Source organism: Maritimibacter sp. HL-12 (assembly GCF_900177545.1).
In the GTDB taxonomy this organism is placed as follows: Bacteria; Pseudomonadota; Alphaproteobacteria; order Rhodobacterales; family Rhodobacteraceae; genus Sinisalibacter.
Genome location: NZ_FXBQ01000001.1, coordinates 1,785,218 through 1,801,112, shown reverse-complemented (window position 1 = coordinate 1,801,112; position 15,895 = coordinate 1,785,218). Strand labels below are relative to the sequence as shown.

The following is a 15,895-nucleotide window of genomic DNA, read 5'->3' as shown; positions in this document are numbered from 1 at the left end:
TTCTTGGGGTTTCATTGCGCGCATTTAACTTAATGTGCAGGGGGCGCACAACAATTTGTGCGCGATTCAGGCAGAAAAATAACGGGTTTCACGCCAATTCGGCCGAATTTTGCCCCGTCTTTTTCAAAGGAAGGCGGTTTCGTCGAACGAGCGCAACTTTCGACTGTGAATGCGCGCGATCGGCATATCGCGCAGGCGTTCCATCGCCCGGATGCCGATCAGCAGGTGTCGGCTGACCTGCGTGGTGTAAAACTCCGTCGCCATGCCGGGCAGTTTCAGCTCGCCGTGGAGCGGCTTGTCGGAGACGCAGAGCAAGGTGCCGTAGGGCACCCGGAAGCGGAACCCATTGGCCGCGATGGTGGCACTTTCCATGTCGAGCGCGATGGCGCGCGACTGGCTGAGGCGCAGCACCGGGCCGCTGTGTTCGCGCAACTCCCAGTTGCGGTTGTCGAAGCTGGCCACGGTGCCGGTCCGCATGATCCGTTTCAGCTCGAAGCCTTCAAGCTCGGTCACATCCGCCACCGCCGCCTCCAGCGCGATCTGGATTTCGGCGAGCGGCGGCACCGGAACCCAGATCGGCAGATCGTCGTCGAGCACCTTGTCTTCGCGCAGGTAGGCATGGGCGAGCACGAAATCGCCCAGCCGCTGCGAATTGCGCAGCCCCGCGCAATGGCCCACCATCAGCCAGGCATGCGGGCGCAGAACGGCTATATGGTCGGTGGCGGTCTTCGCGTTCGAGGGGCCCACGCCGATATTGACGAGGGTGACCCCCGATCCATTCTTGCGCTTGAGATGGTAGGTCGGCATCTGCGGCAACTTGGCCGGCCGGTCTATCTCGCTTTCGCTATCAAAAATCTCGGTGTTTCCGGGGCCTACGAAGCTGGTGTAGCCGCTTTCCGGGTCATCGAGCATGCGCCGGGCATAGGCTTCGAATTCCTCGACATAGAACTGGTAGTTGGTGAACAACACGTGGTTCTGAAAATGCGCCGGATCGGTCGCGGTGTAATGCGTCAACCGGGCGAGCGAATAGTCGATCCGCTGGGCCGTGAAGGCGGCCAGCGGCAGCGTACCGTCTTCGTGGATATAGCCGAGCCCGTTGACGATGGCGTCGTTGGTCGTGGTGAGATCGGGCACGTCGAACACGTCGCGCAGCGGATAGGCCATCGCGCCCTCCTGCGGCACGGTGATGTCGCGCCCGGAAACGGCGAAATGCACCGGGATCGGTGTTTGCGAAAAGCCAATCTCAACGGGCACGGCGTGGTTCTGCACGAGAAGCCCGATCTGCTGGGTGAGATAATGGCGGAAAAGATCGGGCCGGGTGATGGTGGTGGAATAACTGCCCGGACCGGCGACGTGGCCGAAGCTCAGCCGCGTATCGGTCTGGGCGTGGCTCGTGGTATGCAGCCGCACCTCGGGGTAGAAGGCGCGAAACCGGGTATCGGGTGCCAGCGCAGACGTGGCTTGCTCGGAGAAGCTTCGCACGAGAAAATCGCAGGCCGCGTTATAGAGTTCCTCCAGCCGCGCCACCGCGGCGAAGGCATCGGTGAAACTCTCGGGGGCCGGAACGTCGTGGGTGACGATCCGCTGGCTCTGGGAAGGGGATGGCATCACGCCTCCTCGAACAGATCGGTGATTTCAAACTTCGTCACGTCGACCAGCCCGAGATCGGAAATCCGAAGCTCCGGGATCACGACGAGCGCAAGAAGCGAGTGTTGCATATAGGCATTGTTGAGGGTGCAGCCGCATTCGGCCATCGCCGCGACCATCCGATCGGCCTTGAGCGCCACCGTCTCGGCGTGGTCCTCACTCATCAATCCGGCGATGGGCAGTTCCACCAGCGCGATCTCGCGGCCGTTGCGGAATACGGTGATGCCGCCGCCGACCTCGCCCAGCCGGTTCGCGGCCAGCGCCATGTTGTCGCGGTCGGTGCCGACCACGATCATGTGGTGGCTGTCATGCGCCACGGTCGAGGCCATTGCCATCTTGCCGGTGTAGCCGAAGCCGGAGACAAACCCGTTGGTCACGCCGCCGGTGCCGCGGTGCCGTTCGACAAGGGCGATCTGCGCCACGTCTGCGGCTTCATCCGGCAGCACGATGCCATCTTCCACGGTGAGATCGGCGGTGAGCGCCTTCGTCGGGGCCTGGTTCTCGACCACCCCGATCACCTTCGCGGTGACCGAATTGGCCCCTTGCGGTGCTTCCACCTCGAAATCCGTGGCCGCGAGCACCTTGCCGAGGTGCACGGTGTTGCGGGCATGGTCGGGCCAGTCGAGGTGCGGGCAATCCACCGTGATCCGCCCGTCGATCGCCACCGTCCGTCCCCGCGCGATCACCTGCTCGATTGGCAGGGTGACAAGATCGGAGGTCAGGATCACATCCGCCCGCCGGCCCGGCGCGATGCTGCCAAGCTCGCGCTCCAGCCCGAAATGCGTCGCGGTGTTGATCGTGGCCATCTGGAGCGCCACCAGCGGATCGGCCCCGCAAGCAATGGCGTGGCGCACCACGCGGTTCATGTGGCCATCGTTCACCAGCGTGCCGGAATGGCTGTCGTCGGTGCAGAGGATGAAGTTGCGCGGATCGAGGCCCTTTTCGGTGACAGCCGTGATCTGGCTTTCGACGTCAAACCAGGCCGAGCCGAGCCGCATCATCGAGCGCATCCCCTGCCGCACCCGGGCGATGGCGTCGGCCTCGCAGGTGCCCTCGTGATCGTCTGCCGGTCCGCCCGCCGCATAGGCATGGAAGGCCGGGCCGAGATCGGGCGAGGCGTAATGCCCGCCCACCGTCTTGCCCGCAGCCTGGGTGGCGGCGATCTCGGCCAGCATCTGCGGATCGCCCGCGACGACGCCGGGAAAGTTCATCATCTCGCCCAACCCGATGATGCCGGGCCAAGCCATCGCCTCGGCCACGTCTTCGGCGCTGATCGCGTAGCCGGTGGTTTCCAGCCCCGGCGCGGAGGGCGCGCAGGAGGGCATCTGGGTGAAGATGTTGACCGGCTGCATCAGCGCCTCGTCATGCATCAGCCGCACGCCTTCCAGCCCCAGCACGTTGGCGATCTCGTGCGGATCGGTGAACATGCTCGTGGTGCCATGCGGGATCACCGCACGGGCGAATTCTGCCGGCGTGAGCATGCCGCTTTCAATGTGCATATGCGCGTCGCAGAGGCCGGGGATCAGGTAACGCCCCGCGGCCTCGACGATCTCGGTGTATTCGCCAACGCAATGCGCGGCATCCGGCCCGACATAGGCAAAGCGCCCGTCCGCAATCGCCACCTGCCAGCCGTCGAGCACCTCGCGGGTATGGACGTTCACGAGCTTTCCGCCCCGGATCACGCTATCGGCGGGCGCGCGCCCGGCGGCGACGGCAATCAGGCGGGGGGCAGCTTCGGCCCAGGATTTGATCGTTTGGTTCGACATGGATCAATAGTGGAGAATCGAGCGCCGAGCGCAAGCCCTCTTGCATCACGCGCGGGTAACACCAAGATGCGCGCCATGACCAAGACACTCCTTTCCTTCGGCCACGGCTTTTCCGCCCGCGCCCTATCGCGACACCCGATCTTGCAAGGCTGGCGGGTGATCGGCACCACGCGCAGTCCCAAGAAGGCCGAGGTGCTGCGCGGCGAGGGCACTGAGCCGGTGGTCTGGCCGGGCACCGAGATGACCGATCACCTCGCTGCCGCCACGCACCTGCTGCTTTCCGCCGCCCCCGACGATGCGGGCGATCCGGTGCTCGCAACGCTGCGCGACAAGATCGCTGCCAATGCCGGGCATCTCGAATGGGTGGGCTATCTCTCGACCACCGGCGTCTATGGCGATCATGCGGGCGGCTGGGTGGACGAAACCACCCCGCTCACCCCGGCGACGCGGCGTGGCCACCAACGGGTGAAGGCCGAGGCGCAATGGCGTGCACTTGCAGAAGAGACAGGCCTGCCGCTGCACATTTTCCGGCTGGCCGGTATCTACGGTCCGGGACGCGGCCCTTTCGCCAAGGTGCGGCGCGGCACGGCACGCCAGATCATCAAGAAAGATCAGGTGTTCAGCCGGATTCACGTGGACGACATCGCGCAGGTGCTGGCCGCGAGCATCGCCCGGCCCGATCCCGGCGCGGTCTACAATGTCTGCGACAACGAGGCGGCCCCGCCGCAGGATGTGCTGGCCCACGCCGCCCGGCTGCTTGGCGTCGATCTGCCACCGCCCGAGGACTACGCCACGGCTGAGATGACCCCGATGGCGCGCAGCTTCTATGCCGAATCGAAACGGGTGCGGAATGACCGGATCAGGGACGAGCTTGGCGTCGAACTGATCTACCCGAGCTACCGCCAAGGGCTCGCCGCCCTGCTCGCCCTGGAAAATGGCGAACGGGGCACCCTGCAGGCACCCCGCTCGTGAACCGTTACCCTCGGTTCTGTATTAGAGCAGCGCCATTCCGAGGCCGACCGAAAGCACGAAGATCAGCGGCGGCAGGATGTGGTGGTTCACCGACGATCCCTGCGCCTGCTCGATGATGACTTCAGGCTCCATGACCGGCTCGGCGATGGACCCGGCAATGGCACCCGTGGCCAAGAGCGCGAAAGCGGTGCCAAGAAGGAGTTTTTTCATCTTGAGTTCCCCCAAATTCTGATTGCTGAAGGCATTATCCGGCGCGCGCCGGGATGAGTCCAGCGCTCGGCGAAAATGCACCGCAGGTTGGGGCGCAAGTGTTGCATGAGGGATCCAATCGGGCCGATCTCAGGCCCTTTTCACCCCGATTTCCGCGATTCCGAGCGCTTCGAGAACCTTGGTTTCGATGTCGGCGGCTGTCAGCCCGGCTTCTTCATACATCTGGGCAGGGCTCGCGTGGTCGATGAAGGTGTCGGGCAGGAACATCGAGCGGAACTTTAGCCCGCCGTCAAAAACGCCGTTCTCCGCGAGAAGCTGCGCAACATGGCTGCCAAAGCCCCCGACTGCGCCCTCCTCGACGGTAATCAGCACTTCGTGGCCCCGTGCGAGGGCAAGGATCATGTCCTGGTCGAGCGGCTTCATGAAACGGGCATCCGCAATCGTGGGCGTGATGCCACGCTGCGAAAGCCGTTCGGCGGCCTTGCGCGCCTCCTCTAGCCGGGTGCCGAGGGTCAGGATCGCCACCCGGCTCCCCTCCTCCACGATCCGGCCCTTGCCGATTTCGAGCACGTGCGGCACCTCGGGCATGTCGACACCCACGCCCTCGCCGCGCGGATAACGCACCGCCGAGGGGCCATCGTCAATGGCATGGGCGGTGGCGACCATGTGCATGAGTTCCGCTTCGTCCGAAGGTGCCATGATCACGAAGCCCGGCAGGTTGCCGAGATAGGAAAGATCGTAGCTACCGGCATGGGTAGCGCCGTCCTGCCCGACAAGCCCGGCGCGGTCGATCATGAAACGCACGGGCAGGCGCTGGATCGCCACGTCATGCACAACCTGGTCGTAGCCGCGTTGCAGGAAGGTGGAATAGAGCGCGCAAAACGGTTTCATCCCGCCGGCGGCAAGCCCGGCGGAAAAGGTGACCGCATGCTGCTCGGCGATGCCCACGTCGAAGGTACGGGTCGGATAGCGATCGGCCATCATGCCAACGCCGGTGCCGTCGGGCATCGCGGCGGTGACCGCGCAAACCTTGTCGTCGCGCACCGCGAGATCGGTGAGCACCTGACCGAACACCTTGGTATAGGCGGGTGCGTTCGAGGGCGACTTGTGCTGCTTGCCGGTGATCACGTCGAATTTCGAGGTGGCGTGGCCCCGGTCATTCGCGTTTTCGGCGGGGGCGTAGCCCTTGCCCTTCCGGGTGATGATGTGAATCAGCACCGGCCCGGTGGCATGATCATGCGCCGCGCGCAGAACGCCGGTGAGGTGCTCGATATCGTGGCCGTCGAGCGGGCCGATATAGGAAAAGCCAAGCTCCTCGAACATCGTGCCGCCCACGGTCATCGTCTTGAGGATTTCCTTCGCCCGGCGCGCGCCTTCCTGGAAGGGCTGCGGCAGAAGGCTCACCGCGCCCTTGGCCGCGGCCTTGAATTCCTGGAACGGCTCGGCCTCGTAGAGACGGCTAAGATAGGTCGACAGCGCGCCCACCGGCGGCGCGATCGACATGTCGTTGTCGTTGAGGATGACGAACATCCGCTTTTTCAGGTGGCCTGCGTTGTTCATCGCCTCGAAGGCCATGCCGGCGCTCATCGCGCCATCGCCGATCACCGCCACCGCGTCGCCCAGCGCCGGGTCAGGGGTGCCGCCGAGTTCGCGCGCCATGGTATAACCGACGGCGGCCGAGATCGAGGTCGAGCTGTGGCCCGCGCCGAACGGGTCGTAGGGGCTTTCCGAACGCTTGGTGAAGCCCGAAAGACCGCCCTTCTGGCGCAGGGTGCGGATCCGGTCGCGCCGCCCGGTCAGGATCTTGTGGGGGTAGACCTGGTGGCCCACGTCCCAGATGATCCGGTCGCGCGGGGTATCGAAGATATGGTGCAGCGCCACGGTGAGTTCGACCACGCCAAGCCCGGCGCCAAGGTGGCCGCCGGTTTCGGAGACCGCGCTGATCGTTTCCGCCCTCAGCTCGTCGGCCAGTTGCCTCAACTGCGCCACCGAGAGTTGCTTCATGTCAGCAGGCGAGGCGATACGGTCGAGGAGCGGGGTAACAGGGCGATCGGACATGACGATTACGGACTTTCAAATGCTCAAGCGTCTCGGGCAATAACGAAGCGGGCAGCCTCCCGCAAGGTATCTGCATCACTACCATAAGGGACAAGTGCCTCACAGGCCTCATCCACCAGTTCTGCTGCGCGGGTTTTCGCCGCCGCGAGGCCGAGCAGCGAGACGAATGTGGCCTTGCCCGCCTCGGCATCCTTGCCCACCGCCTTGCCCACCTTGCCGGCGTCGCCTTCGACATCGAGCACATCGTCGGCGATTTGGAAGGCCAGCCCGAGCGCCTCGCCATAGCGCCGCAACGGGTCGGGGTTTTCGCCTGCAAGAAAGGCACCCGCCGTCGCGGACCAGCGGATCAGAGCGCCGGTCTTGCCGGCCTGCAGAGCGATGATCTCGTCGAGCGTCAGCGGCTCGGCGGCGCTCTCAGCGGCAATGTCGAGCGCCTGTCCCAGCACCATCCCGCGCGCACCGGCGGCCTCGGCCAGGGTGCGCGCCAGCGTGACCCGAACCTCGGCGGGGCCCACCTCGGCGCGGGTTACCAGCTCGAAGGCAAGCGATTGCAGTGCGTCGCCGACGAGGATCGCGGTGGCTTCGTCCCACTTGCGGTGCAGGGTTGGCTGGCCCCGGCGCAGATCATCGTCATCCATCGCCGGAAGATCGTCATGGACCAGCGAATAGGCGTGAATCGCCTCGACGGCAGCGGCAGGGTAACAGGCGCCGTCCGGCTCGATCCCCAGCATCCGCGCCCCTTCGATCACCAGAAAACCGCGCAATCCCTTGCCGCCCGTCACCGCGTAGGCCATCGGGTCGGCCATCGGGCCCGATCTCGGCAAGGCGTCGAGCAGGCAGGCGCGCACCAGGGCGGCATCTTCGGCCAAACGCGCGCGGAACATCTAGAGACCTTCGACGGGCTTTGCGCCGGTGGGGTTGCCGTTGGCATCCAGCGTGATCGCGGCCACCTTTTCTTCGGCTTCCTTGAGCTTGACCTCGCAGCGCGCTTTCAGCGCCGCGCCACGCTCGTAGAGCCTGATCGAATCCTCAAGCGCCACGTCGCCCCGTTCAAGCTGGCCGACCACGGCTTCAAGCTCCTGCATGGCTTCCTCGAAGCTCATTTCCTCAACAGGTTTTTCGCTCATGCTCCCCGCTCCATCAGAACTTCCACGTGCAGGCCGACACTGTCGGCGAGCGCTTCCAGATCATATCCGCCCTCGAGTGTCGAGACCACCTTGCCGCCACAACAATCGTCGGCCAGATCGCAGATCCGGTGGGTGATCCAGCCGAAATCCTCCGTTGTCCAGTGCAGCCCCGCGAGCGGATCGGCACGATGGGCATCGAACCCGGCGGAGATGAGCACGAGTTCCGGTGTCCACTCCTTCACCCAGGGCAGGATCTCGCCCTCCCACGCCGCCTGCATTGCCTCGCGCCCGGTGCCTGCCCGGAGCGGCACGTTCCTGATCTGGAGGTAGGCCCCCTTCTCATGGGCCGCGCCGGTGCCGGGAAAGAGCGGCATCTGGTGCGAGGAGGCGAAGTGCACCCGACTTTCATTCCACAGCACATCCTGCGTGCCGTTGCCGTGGTGGACGTCGAAATCGAGCACCGCGACCCGGTTCAGCCCGTGGGTTTCCAACGCGTGCAGCGCGGCGATGGCGATGTTGGAAAACAGGCAGAAGCCCATCGCGTTGGCGCGCTCGGCATGGTGCCCGGGCGGGCGAGTGGCAACGAAGGCGTTGGCCACCTCGCCTGCCAGCACCGCGTCGACGGCGGCGCAAACGCCGCCCACCGCGCGCAGCGCCGCGTTCCATGAGCCCGGCGAGGCGGTGGTGTCCGGGTCGATCCGGGCCCAGCCCGTATCCGGAATAACCTCACGGATCGCGTCGATCTGGGCTTTCGGATGCGCGCGCCGGATCGCGTCTTCCGCGCCAAGCGGTGCCGCGCGCCGGTCGAGCCCGTCGAAGATCGGGTTGGCAAGCGCGGCCTCGATCGCCTTGATACGGGCAACCTGTTCAGGGTGCCCCGGCGGGTTTACGTGTTGGAGGCAGTCGGGGTGGGAAAACAAAGCTGTTGTCATGGCCCGACCATGAAACTTTCGCGCCCCGGTGCCAAGCGCAAAGCGGCGCGGTCAGGCTCAGTCGCCAACCAGCATGTAGCCCGCGCCGCGCACGGTCTGGAGATGGCGCGGAGATTTCGGGTCGGCCTCCAGTTTGCGCCGGAGACGGGTGATCTGCACATCCACCGCGCGGGCCTTGGCCTGCAGCCCCTCGCGCCCGAGCCGAGCAACCAGTTCGCCCCGCCCCAAAGGCTTGCCGAGGTCGGCGGCGAGCGCCCGCAGAAGCTGGACCTCGGTGGCGGTCAGGCGCAGAGGGGCACCGGCGCGGGTGAGCCGGCCGGCCTCGATATCGAAGCGCAACTCGCCCATCCGCACTTCCCGCGCGGTCACCTTCGCGGGTGGCGGGCGACGGTCGAGGATCGCGTTGATCTTTTCGCAAAGCGCCTTGGGTTCAAACGGCTTGGCGAGCGATTCCTTCACGCCGGGAGATTTGCCACCTCCCGGCACGAGGTGCAGCACCAGCCCGTCGGGAGAAAGCCGCTCGGCACCGGGCATGGCGTCGTCGAGCAGGATCAGATCGAATTCAAGCCCTGCGAGGAGCCTGCTGGCGTGATCCGCATCGCGCGCGACACTGACGAGAAAACCTTGTGACTTGAGGTATTGCCGCAACAGATCACTCAAGCGCGCATCGCCTTCGGCAACGAGCAGGTGGGCGGGGGTCGGTTCACTCATCACTCGCCGTCCTTGAGCCGGTTGAAATGACGGCGTTGGACCGGGTCCATCATCGCCTCCAGAACCATGCGGAACCCCCTCACCGCTTCGGGCCCGGCCTCGCGGTAGGCCGCGCGCATCCGCTCGCGCTGCACCTCGGAAAGCTCGCGCTCCAGGTCGGCACCGGCCTCGGTGAGATACAGGTGTCGTTCGCGCTTGTCGCGCGCGCCCACGCGGGCCTCCACCAGCCCCTCCTCGATCAGCGAGCGCAGCACGCGGTTGAGCGATTGCTTGGTGACCCCCAGGATGGACAGGAGGTTGTTCACCGTGGTGCCGGGGCTGCGGTGAATGAAATGCAGCGCGCGGTGATGGGCGCGGCCATAGCCGTGGGCATCAAGGATGCGGTCCGGGTCGGCGGTGAACCCGCGGTAGGCAAAGAACATCGCCTCGATCCCCTGCCTGAGCTGCTCGTCGGTCAGAAACAGCAGCGATGGCCCTCCTGACCCGATCCGATCCGCCATGCCGTTCGCCTCCCGTCCTGTTCTGCCTTCGCTTTTAAGTCAGCCTTGTTGACATTCCAAGACGCAACTGGTAGCGAATCGCGGATTTCGCGCAAGATCATGTCCGCTTCGGACCTAAATTGCGCAATATATGGCAAGCCGCAAGGCGCTTGGAGGAGTGTGACGCATGATTGGGGCCTATGACGATCGTGATGGCAAGATCTGGCTGGACGGCGAACTCGTGGACTGGCGCGATGCCAAGGTGCACATCCTGAGCCATGCCCTGCACTATGCTTCGTCGGTATTCGAGGGCGAGCGCGCTTATGGCGGCAAGATCTTCCTGTCCGAAAAGCACAGCAACCGCCTGCTGACGTCGGGCGCGCTGATCGACATGGAGATCCCCTGGACCGTCGAGCAGATCGAAGCGGCGAAATACGAGGTGCTCAAGGCGAACGGGCTCACCGACGCCTATGTGCGTGCCGTCGCCTTCCGCGGTGCCGGGCCCGACATGGGCGTGTCGTCTGCGCGCAACCCGGTGCGGCTCGCCGTCGCATCCTGGGAATGGGGCAGCTACTACGGCGACGCCAAGTTCAAGGGTGCCAAGCTCGACATCTCGAAATGGAAGCGCCCCAGCCCCGAAACGATCCCCACGGCAGCAAAGGCCGCGGGGCTCTACATGATCTGCACGATGTCGAAGCACGCCGCCGAAGCGAAGGGCTGTTCCGACGCCCTGTTCTTCGATTATCGCGGCTATGTGGCCGAGGCGACCGGGGCCAACGTCTTCTTCGTCAAGGACGGCGAGGTTCATACCCCGCTTCCCGATGCCATTCTCAACGGCCTGACCCGGCAAACCGTGATCGGCATGCTGAAGGAGCGCCGCATCCCGGTGCACGAGCGCCATATCATGCCCGAGGAGATGGCAGGGTTCGAGCAATGCTGGCTGACCGGGTCGGCCGCCGAGGTAACCCCGGTCGGCCAGATCGGTGACTACACGTTCGAGGTCGGCGCGCTCACGCGTGAGATCTCCGAAGCCTACGAGGCGCTCGTACGGGCCTGATCCGGGCACCCGTATTCACCGAATTTGAAGACCTTTGCCCCAGGCTGGCGCGATCCAGCCCGGGGGATTGCATGCCTGAGTCGATACCACAGCATCGCCGAAGCTTCAGCTACCTGCTGGTGATCATCACCGTGGTGGTTCTGCCCTCGGCGGTTTCGCTCGGCTGGTATCAGGTCTCGAAAGACCCCAACCTGCGGCCGCTCGGGATTACCGAGCAGGCCTTGCGCGCCCATCGCGGTGATGGCGAGGGGCTCGAAATCGTCGCGGTGGTGGATTGGGTGCCGCCGCGCACCGGCAATCAGACCCAGACGCAGCTTACCCTCGCGCTCTCGCGCGCCTTTCGGGCCAAGGGGGTGGATGTCCGCGTGGTCTTCCGCAAAGGAGAAGATGCCACCCGGATCAGCTACATCGTGGGAAAAAGCACGCTTGGCCCATTCCCGATCTCCCAGGCCTCCGGCGGGGTTGCGGCCGCGGTCCATGCCTTCAACATGCATTGACATGTTTTCTTATTGACGTGCCCGAAAAGAAATGGGCCGACACGAGGCCGGCCCAATCCATTATTGTGCCGCTGTGGGATTATTGCGGCAGAACCTCCGCAGTCGGACGCGGCGTGGTCGCCGTTTCGGCAGGCAGGATCGGAACCGTCACGTCCGGCATCTTGCCGGTGAGGCTGCCGAGGAAGGCCACGATCTGGTTGGCTTCTTCGTCGCTCAATGCGTCGCCAAGCTGGCTTTCAGCCATGATCTGCACCGCGACCTTGAGATCCCAGACCTTGCCGGAGTGGAAGTAGGGTGCGGTCAGCGCGATGTTGCGCAGCGGCGAGGCGCGGAACACGTATTCGTCGTCAACCGTATCGGTCACGGCGAAGCGGCCCTTGTCGCCCTCGGGCAGGATTTCCGCGCCCGGCTTCTCGATCAGGCCGAAGGGGAAGTAGCCCTCGCCACCGACGTTGATACCGGCGTGGCAGGCGGTGCAGCCCTTGTCCATGAACAGTCCCAGACCGGCTTTCTCTTCGTCGGTCAGTGCGCTCGCGTCGCCGTTGAGGTAGGCGTCGAACGGTGCGGGGGTGATCAGCGTGGCCTCGAAGGCTTCGATCGCCTTTGCCATGTTGTCGAAGCTCACCGCGTCGTCGCCGTCGAAGGCGGCTTGGAACATCGACACGTATTGCGGCATCGAGTTCAGCGTATCCACCACCTGCTCGGGGGTGTTGGCCATTTCGACGCCGGCCTGGATCGGGCCTTTCGCCTGAGCCGCAAGGTCGACCGCGCGGCCATCCCAGAACTGGGCTTCGTTGAACACCGCGTTGAGAACGGTCGGCGAGTTGCGCGGGCCTTTCTGCCAGCCGTGGCCGATCGAGGTTTCCAGGTTGTCGTCACCGCCGGTCGTGAGGTTGTGGCAGGAGTAGCACGAGAACACGCCCGACGCCGAGAGGCGCGGGTCGAAGAACAGGGCCTTGCCCAGTTCGATCTTCTCGGGCGTCACGATGTTTTCGGCCAGTGCCGGCACCGTCGAGGGCAGGGGGCTGAACATATCCTGCGCCGCTTCCATCAGTTCATCGGCCATCACCGGGGTGGCGAGGGCCGTGGTGGCAAGCAGCGCAACAGCGAATTTCTTCATTGGGGAACCTCCATTTAGATGCCTCGCACCTGACCAGAGTGGGGTTAAGAACGCGTTGATCTGGATCAATTCTAAGTTAGTTCTCGCCCCTATGATCCGGTCCGGCAAAGTGATTCGCCCTTGCTTCGCGAACCCCTTGAAACACTGGCTACAAGGGCTCAGCCAAGCCGGGCGAGCGCCCAGCGTGCGGCCTCGGCGAGCACCGGGTCCGGGTCTGCGGCCAACGGTCGCACAGCTTCCTTCAGCCTCGAATCCCCTGAGTTGCCGATCGCGTAGGCGACGTTGCGCAGGAAGCGGGCACGACCGATGCGTTTGATCGGGGACCCGGAGAATTTCTCGCGGAACCCGGCATCGTCGAGTGCGGCGAGCGCGGCAAGATCCGGCGCGGCAAGATCGTCGCGCGCGCGGTAGCGCACCTCGGAGGCAACGGCGGCGAACTTGTTCCACGGGCAGGCGGCAAGGCAGTCGTCGCAGCCATAGATCCGGTTGCCCAGCGCCGGGCGCAGGGCCTCGTCGATCGGCCCCTTGTGCTCGATCGTGAGGTAGGAAATGCAGCGCCGGGCGTCGAGTTGGTAGGGGGCCGGAAAGGCCCGGGTCGGGCAGGCATCGAGGCAGGCGGTGCAGGCCCCACAATGGTCGGCGGCGGGCGCATCGGGCTCCAGTTCCAGCGTGGTGAAGATCGCGCCGAGGAAAAACCAGTTGCCGAGATCGCGCGCGAGCAGGTTGGTGTGCTTGCCCTGCCAGCCAAGACCCGCCGCCGCCGCCAGCGGTTTTTCCATCACCGGCGCGGTATCGACGAACACCTTGATTTCAGTATCTCTGCCCGCTTCGTCGATCAACCAGCGCCCGACCCGCTTGAGCCGTTTCTTGACGATGTCGTGGTAGTCGCGGTTTTGCGCATAGACGCTGATCGCCGCCTTGTCGGGGTGGCGCAACACCTCGCGGGGGTCATGCTCGGGCGAATAGACTTCCGCCAGCATGATCACTGACCGCGCCTCAGGCCAGAGCGCCGCCGGATTGCCGCGCCAGTGCATGCGCTCCGCCATCCATCCCATATCGCCGTGCCGGCCCTTGTCCACGAAGTCTGCAAGACGTCGGCCAAGTGTCGGCAAAACGTCGGGCCGGGTGATGCCGACCTTGGCGAAGCCCTCCGCCTGGGCGTGGTCGATGAGCTTCTGCCGCAGTCCGGAGGTCAAAAATCCAGATCCGCATAATGCGGCGGTTGCGGGAAGCCTGAGATCTGGTCGGCAAGGATCGAGCGAAACGCCGGGCGGGATTTGATCTTGGAATACCACTCGCGCACGTTGGCGTTGCGGTCCCAGTCGACATCCGAGATGTAATCGAGGCTCGACAGATGCGCGGCGGCGGCGAAATCGGCGAGCGTCATCGCGTCGCCCGCAAGCCAGCGGCGCATGTCGAGCAGCCAGCCGAGGTAGTCGAGGTGATACTTGATCGCCCGCGCCCCGGCCTTGACGTTGTTCGAATCCGGGTAGCCCTGCCCGGTGATCTTCTTGTTCACCCGCTCGTAGAGCAGCTTCGAGGTCACTTCGCTGTGGAACTTGTCGTCGAACCAGCACACCAGCCGGCGCACTTCGTAGCGGCCATCGGGATCGACCGGCATCAGCGACGGCCCGGGATAGCGTTCCTCGATATATTCGCAGATCGCCGCGCTCTCGGTCAGGGTCTTGCCGTCGATCTTCAGGATCGGCACCTTCCCGGCCGGATTTCGCCGCAGGAACTCGGAGGATTTCTCCCAGTAGCGTTCCTCCACGAGTTCCACGTCGATCTTCTTTTCGGCCAGGGAAAGGCGCACTTTCCGGCAGAACGGGGAGAGGGGGAAGTGAAACAGGCGGGTCATGTCGGACGGTTCTCTTGGGGGTTCAGCAGGTAATGGCGCGAATTCGGGCGGCGTTCAATCCTCGAAGCAGGCGGCGCGGCCATCCCGGAGGATTGTTGCCGCCCCATCGCGGATCGAGGCGGCGCGACGGCTCACGAATTGCGAAGGTGCCGAGGCGGAGCGATCTTTCGGCGCGGGCAGCACCGCGGCGAGGCGCGCGGCCTGCTCGGCGTTGAGCGCCTTGGCCGTGACCCCGAAGTAATGCTGCGCCGCCGCCTCGACGCCAAACACACCCTCGTCGTACTCGATCATGTTGAGGTAGACTTCAAGGATCCGGCGTTTCGACCAGACCAACTCGACCGCCGGCGTGATCATCGCCTCAAGCGCCTTGCGCGGCCACGACCGGGCGGGCCAGAGATAGACGTTCTTGACCACCTGCTGGCTGATCGTCGAGGCACCCCGGCTTTCGCCCCTGTCGATCACTTGGCGGATCGCCACCATGTCGAAGCCCCAGTGGATGCAGAAGTTCGCATCTTCTGCCGCCACCGCCGAGCGCGCCATCACCGGGGCGATCTCGTCGAAGTCGACCCATTCGTGGCTCATCCGGTCAAGCCGGCTTTGCTCGGCGGCGATGTAGAGCGTGGTGCGCGGATCGAAGACCGCATAACCAAGCACGGAAATGGCCACGACGGCGAAGAACACGGTCAGCACGCGGCGAACCCAGCGCAGGATGTAGCCGCCGAAACGCCCGACAATGCGCATCAGGAGCCGCCAGAGCCCGCGCAGCAAGCCCAGCGTCAGCGATGCGTTTTTCGTGTCGTCCCGTCGTGCCATGATTCCTTGTCACCGCGCGACGCGGCCCGGTCAAGCGGCGCGATCGGCCAAGCTCCGCCGCGCCGCAGCCAGATCAAGGCGGTGTCGGCCGTTCGGTGCTATGGGGCGGGAGAAAGGAGAGAGCGATGCCATACGATATCCTGCCCATTACCGATATGTCCGACACCGAAACCGGGTGTTGTCCGCGGTTTGACCCGGCGGCGTGGGATGGGCTTGACCTGCATTTCGACAACAAGCTTTTCGTGCGCGCCGTGACCCATGCGATCTTCCACGTGCCGGTCGACATGGGGCGCGTGTTCCCGCGGGTGCACAGCCACCTCGAAGCGGCGGGGGCCTACGATCCGAACGAGTTTCTCGTGTTGTCGCGCGATCTCGGGGCGTGGACCTCGGAACATCTTTTTGCGGCGGGCAAGGACGTGCCCGGCGAAGACATGGTTCGGCTGAGCGGCACGTTTGTGACCCGCGTTTTCGACGGCCCCTATTCGCGGATGCGCGACTGGTGCGCGGAAATGGAGGCCCTTGCCCGCGAACGGGGCAATCCTGACGGGAGGCTCTATTTCTACTACACGACCTGCCCGAAATGCGCCAAGCACTATGGCCACAACTACGTGGTGGGCTTCGCCGAGGTTTGAGGCGAAAAGGGCGGCC

General features: G+C 64.9%; 17 protein-coding genes. 4 read left to right on the top strand and 13 right to left on the bottom strand.

Annotation, left to right across the window (positions count from 1 at the left end):
* Positions 1-123 precede the first annotated feature (123 nt).
* A complete protein-coding gene (locus tag B9Y97_RS08905; protein ID WP_085526399.1) occupies positions 124-1,608 on the bottom strand; it encodes an AMP nucleosidase in 1,485 nt (494 codons plus the stop codon).
* Complete coding sequence (gene ade, locus B9Y97_RS08900) at positions 1,608-3,413, bottom strand: adenine deaminase (RefSeq protein ID WP_085526398.1); 1,806 nt, start codon at positions 3,411-3,413, stop codon at positions 1,608-1,610. The genes B9Y97_RS08905 and ade overlap by 1 nt, the downstream gene beginning before the upstream one ends.
* A 75-nt stretch (positions 3,414-3,488) precedes the next feature.
* On the opposite strand from ade, the gene B9Y97_RS08895 reads away from it, so the two are divergent.
* Positions 3,489-4,385 carry an SDR family oxidoreductase gene (locus tag B9Y97_RS08895; protein ID WP_085528187.1) on the top strand — a complete coding sequence of 299 codons (897 nt, stop codon included), beginning with the start codon at positions 3,489-3,491 and terminating at the stop codon, positions 4,383-4,385.
* Positions 4,386-4,406: 21 nt separating this feature from the next.
* Here the strand turns inward: B9Y97_RS08895 and B9Y97_RS08890 are convergent, their stop codons facing one another.
* The 7 genes from B9Y97_RS08890 to B9Y97_RS08860 all read right to left on the bottom strand — a co-directional run bounded on the left by B9Y97_RS08890 (position 4,407) and on the right by B9Y97_RS08860 (position 9,923).
* Positions 4,407-4,595: a hypothetical protein gene (locus B9Y97_RS08890; RefSeq protein WP_085526397.1), complete on the bottom strand. Its 189-nt coding sequence runs from the start codon at positions 4,593-4,595 to the stop codon at positions 4,407-4,409.
* Positions 4,596-4,724: 129 nt separating this feature from the next.
* Positions 4,725-6,653 carry a 1-deoxy-D-xylulose-5-phosphate synthase gene (gene dxs / locus B9Y97_RS08885; protein ID WP_085526396.1) on the bottom strand — a complete coding sequence of 643 codons (1,929 nt, stop codon included), beginning with the start codon at positions 6,651-6,653 and terminating at the stop codon, positions 4,725-4,727.
* A 23-nt stretch (positions 6,654-6,676) separates the two neighbouring features.
* On the bottom strand, positions 6,677-7,537 hold the full coding sequence (locus tag B9Y97_RS08880; RefSeq protein WP_085526395.1) for a polyprenyl synthetase family protein: 861 nt from the start codon (positions 7,535-7,537) through the stop codon (positions 6,677-6,679).
* Positions 7,538-7,780, bottom strand: a complete 243-nt coding sequence (locus B9Y97_RS08875) for an exodeoxyribonuclease VII small subunit (protein ID WP_085526394.1) — start codon at positions 7,778-7,780, stop codon at positions 7,538-7,540. It lies immediately after the preceding gene.
* Positions 7,777-8,712 carry a histone deacetylase family protein gene (locus tag B9Y97_RS08870; RefSeq protein WP_085526393.1) on the bottom strand — a complete coding sequence of 312 codons (936 nt, stop codon included), beginning with the start codon at positions 8,710-8,712 and terminating at the stop codon, positions 7,777-7,779. The genes B9Y97_RS08875 and B9Y97_RS08870 overlap by 4 nt, the downstream gene beginning before the upstream one ends.
* Positions 8,713-8,769: 57 nt before the next feature.
* Complete coding sequence (locus B9Y97_RS08865) at positions 8,770-9,423, bottom strand: winged helix-turn-helix domain-containing protein (protein WP_085526392.1); 654 nt, start codon at positions 9,421-9,423, stop codon at positions 8,770-8,772.
* Entirely contained in the window at positions 9,423-9,923 is a 501-nt protein-coding gene (locus tag B9Y97_RS08860) for a MarR family winged helix-turn-helix transcriptional regulator (RefSeq protein ID WP_085526391.1), read from the bottom strand. The genes B9Y97_RS08865 and B9Y97_RS08860 overlap by 1 nt, the downstream gene beginning before the upstream one ends.
* A 166-nt stretch (positions 9,924-10,089) precedes the next feature.
* Here B9Y97_RS08860 and B9Y97_RS08855 point away from each other — a divergent pair, with 166 nt between their 5' ends.
* Positions 10,090-10,959, top strand: a complete 870-nt coding sequence (locus B9Y97_RS08855) for a branched-chain amino acid aminotransferase (protein ID WP_085526390.1) — start codon at positions 10,090-10,092, stop codon at positions 10,957-10,959.
* Between the two features lie 71 nt (positions 10,960-11,030).
* A complete protein-coding gene (locus B9Y97_RS08850; RefSeq protein ID WP_085526389.1) occupies positions 11,031-11,456 on the top strand; it encodes a hypothetical protein in 426 nt (141 codons plus the stop codon).
* A 79-nt stretch (positions 11,457-11,535) separates the two neighbouring features.
* Here the strand turns inward: B9Y97_RS08850 and B9Y97_RS08845 are convergent, their stop codons facing one another.
* The 4 genes from B9Y97_RS08845 to mtgA form a co-directional block, all read right to left on the bottom strand.
* Complete coding sequence (locus B9Y97_RS08845; RefSeq protein WP_085526388.1) at positions 11,536-12,576, bottom strand: cytochrome-c peroxidase; 1,041 nt, start codon at positions 12,574-12,576, stop codon at positions 11,536-11,538.
* Between the two features lie 158 nt (positions 12,577-12,734).
* Positions 12,735-13,772 (bottom strand): tRNA epoxyqueuosine(34) reductase QueG, encoded by a 1,038-nt coding sequence (gene queG, locus B9Y97_RS08840; RefSeq protein WP_254900886.1) that lies wholly within the window; start codon positions 13,770-13,772, stop codon positions 12,735-12,737.
* Complete coding sequence (locus B9Y97_RS08835) at positions 13,769-14,434, bottom strand: FtsZ-binding protein FzlA (protein ID WP_085526387.1); 666 nt, start codon at positions 14,432-14,434, stop codon at positions 13,769-13,771. Before B9Y97_RS08835 ends, queG begins: the two co-directional genes overlap by 4 nt.
* A gap of 54 nt (positions 14,435-14,488) precedes the next feature.
* Entirely contained in the window at positions 14,489-15,175 is a 687-nt protein-coding gene (gene mtgA / locus B9Y97_RS08830) for a monofunctional biosynthetic peptidoglycan transglycosylase (protein ID WP_139828417.1), read from the bottom strand.
* A gap of 197 nt (positions 15,176-15,372) precedes the next feature.
* On the opposite strand from mtgA, the gene B9Y97_RS08825 reads away from it, so the two are divergent.
* Positions 15,373-15,879, top strand: a complete 507-nt coding sequence (locus tag B9Y97_RS08825) for a hydrolase (protein ID WP_085526385.1) — start codon at positions 15,373-15,375, stop codon at positions 15,877-15,879.
* Positions 15,880-15,895 lie beyond the last annotated feature (16 nt).

Excerpts from the sequence above, each read along its gene's own strand:
- B9Y97_RS08835 (WP_085526387.1), bottom strand. The coding sequence starts at position 14,434 with ATGACCCGCCTGTTTCACTTCCCCCTCTCCCCGTTCTGCCGGAAAGTG.
- B9Y97_RS08855 (WP_085526390.1), top strand. The coding sequence starts at position 10,090 with ATGATTGGGGCCTATGACGATCGTGATGGCAAGATCTGGCTGGACGGC.
- B9Y97_RS08875 (WP_085526394.1), bottom strand. The coding sequence starts at position 7,780 with ATGAGCGAAAAACCTGTTGAGGAAATGAGCTTCGAGGAAGCCATGCAG.
- ade (WP_085526398.1), bottom strand. The coding sequence starts at position 3,413 with ATGTCGAACCAAACGATCAAATCCTGGGCCGAAGCTGCCCCCCGCCTG.
- B9Y97_RS08880 (WP_085526395.1), bottom strand. The coding sequence starts at position 7,537 with ATGTTCCGCGCGCGTTTGGCCGAAGATGCCGCCCTGGTGCGCGCCTGC.
- B9Y97_RS08905 (WP_085526399.1), bottom strand. The coding sequence starts at position 1,608 with ATGCCATCCCCTTCCCAGAGCCAGCGGATCGTCACCCACGACGTTCCG.
- B9Y97_RS08850 (WP_085526389.1), top strand. The coding sequence starts at position 11,031 with ATGCCTGAGTCGATACCACAGCATCGCCGAAGCTTCAGCTACCTGCTG.
- B9Y97_RS08890 (WP_085526397.1), bottom strand. The coding sequence starts at position 4,595 with ATGAAAAAACTCCTTCTTGGCACCGCTTTCGCGCTCTTGGCCACGGGT.
- B9Y97_RS08860 (WP_085526391.1), bottom strand. The coding sequence starts at position 9,923 with ATGGCGGATCGGATCGGGTCAGGAGGGCCATCGCTGCTGTTTCTGACC.
- B9Y97_RS08870 (WP_085526393.1), bottom strand. The coding sequence starts at position 8,712 with ATGACAACAGCTTTGTTTTCCCACCCCGACTGCCTCCAACACGTAAAC.
- dxs (WP_085526396.1), bottom strand. The coding sequence starts at position 6,653 with ATGTCCGATCGCCCTGTTACCCCGCTCCTCGACCGTATCGCCTCGCCT.
- B9Y97_RS08845 (WP_085526388.1), bottom strand. The coding sequence starts at position 12,576 with ATGAAGAAATTCGCTGTTGCGCTGCTTGCCACCACGGCCCTCGCCACC.
- B9Y97_RS08895 (WP_085528187.1), top strand. The coding sequence starts at position 3,489 with ATGACCAAGACACTCCTTTCCTTCGGCCACGGCTTTTCCGCCCGCGCC.
- mtgA (WP_139828417.1), bottom strand. The coding sequence starts at position 15,175 with ATGCGCATTGTCGGGCGTTTCGGCGGCTACATCCTGCGCTGGGTTCGC.
- B9Y97_RS08865 (WP_085526392.1), bottom strand. The coding sequence starts at position 9,423 with ATGAGTGAACCGACCCCCGCCCACCTGCTCGTTGCCGAAGGCGATGCG.
- B9Y97_RS08825 (WP_085526385.1), top strand. The coding sequence starts at position 15,373 with ATGCCATACGATATCCTGCCCATTACCGATATGTCCGACACCGAAACC.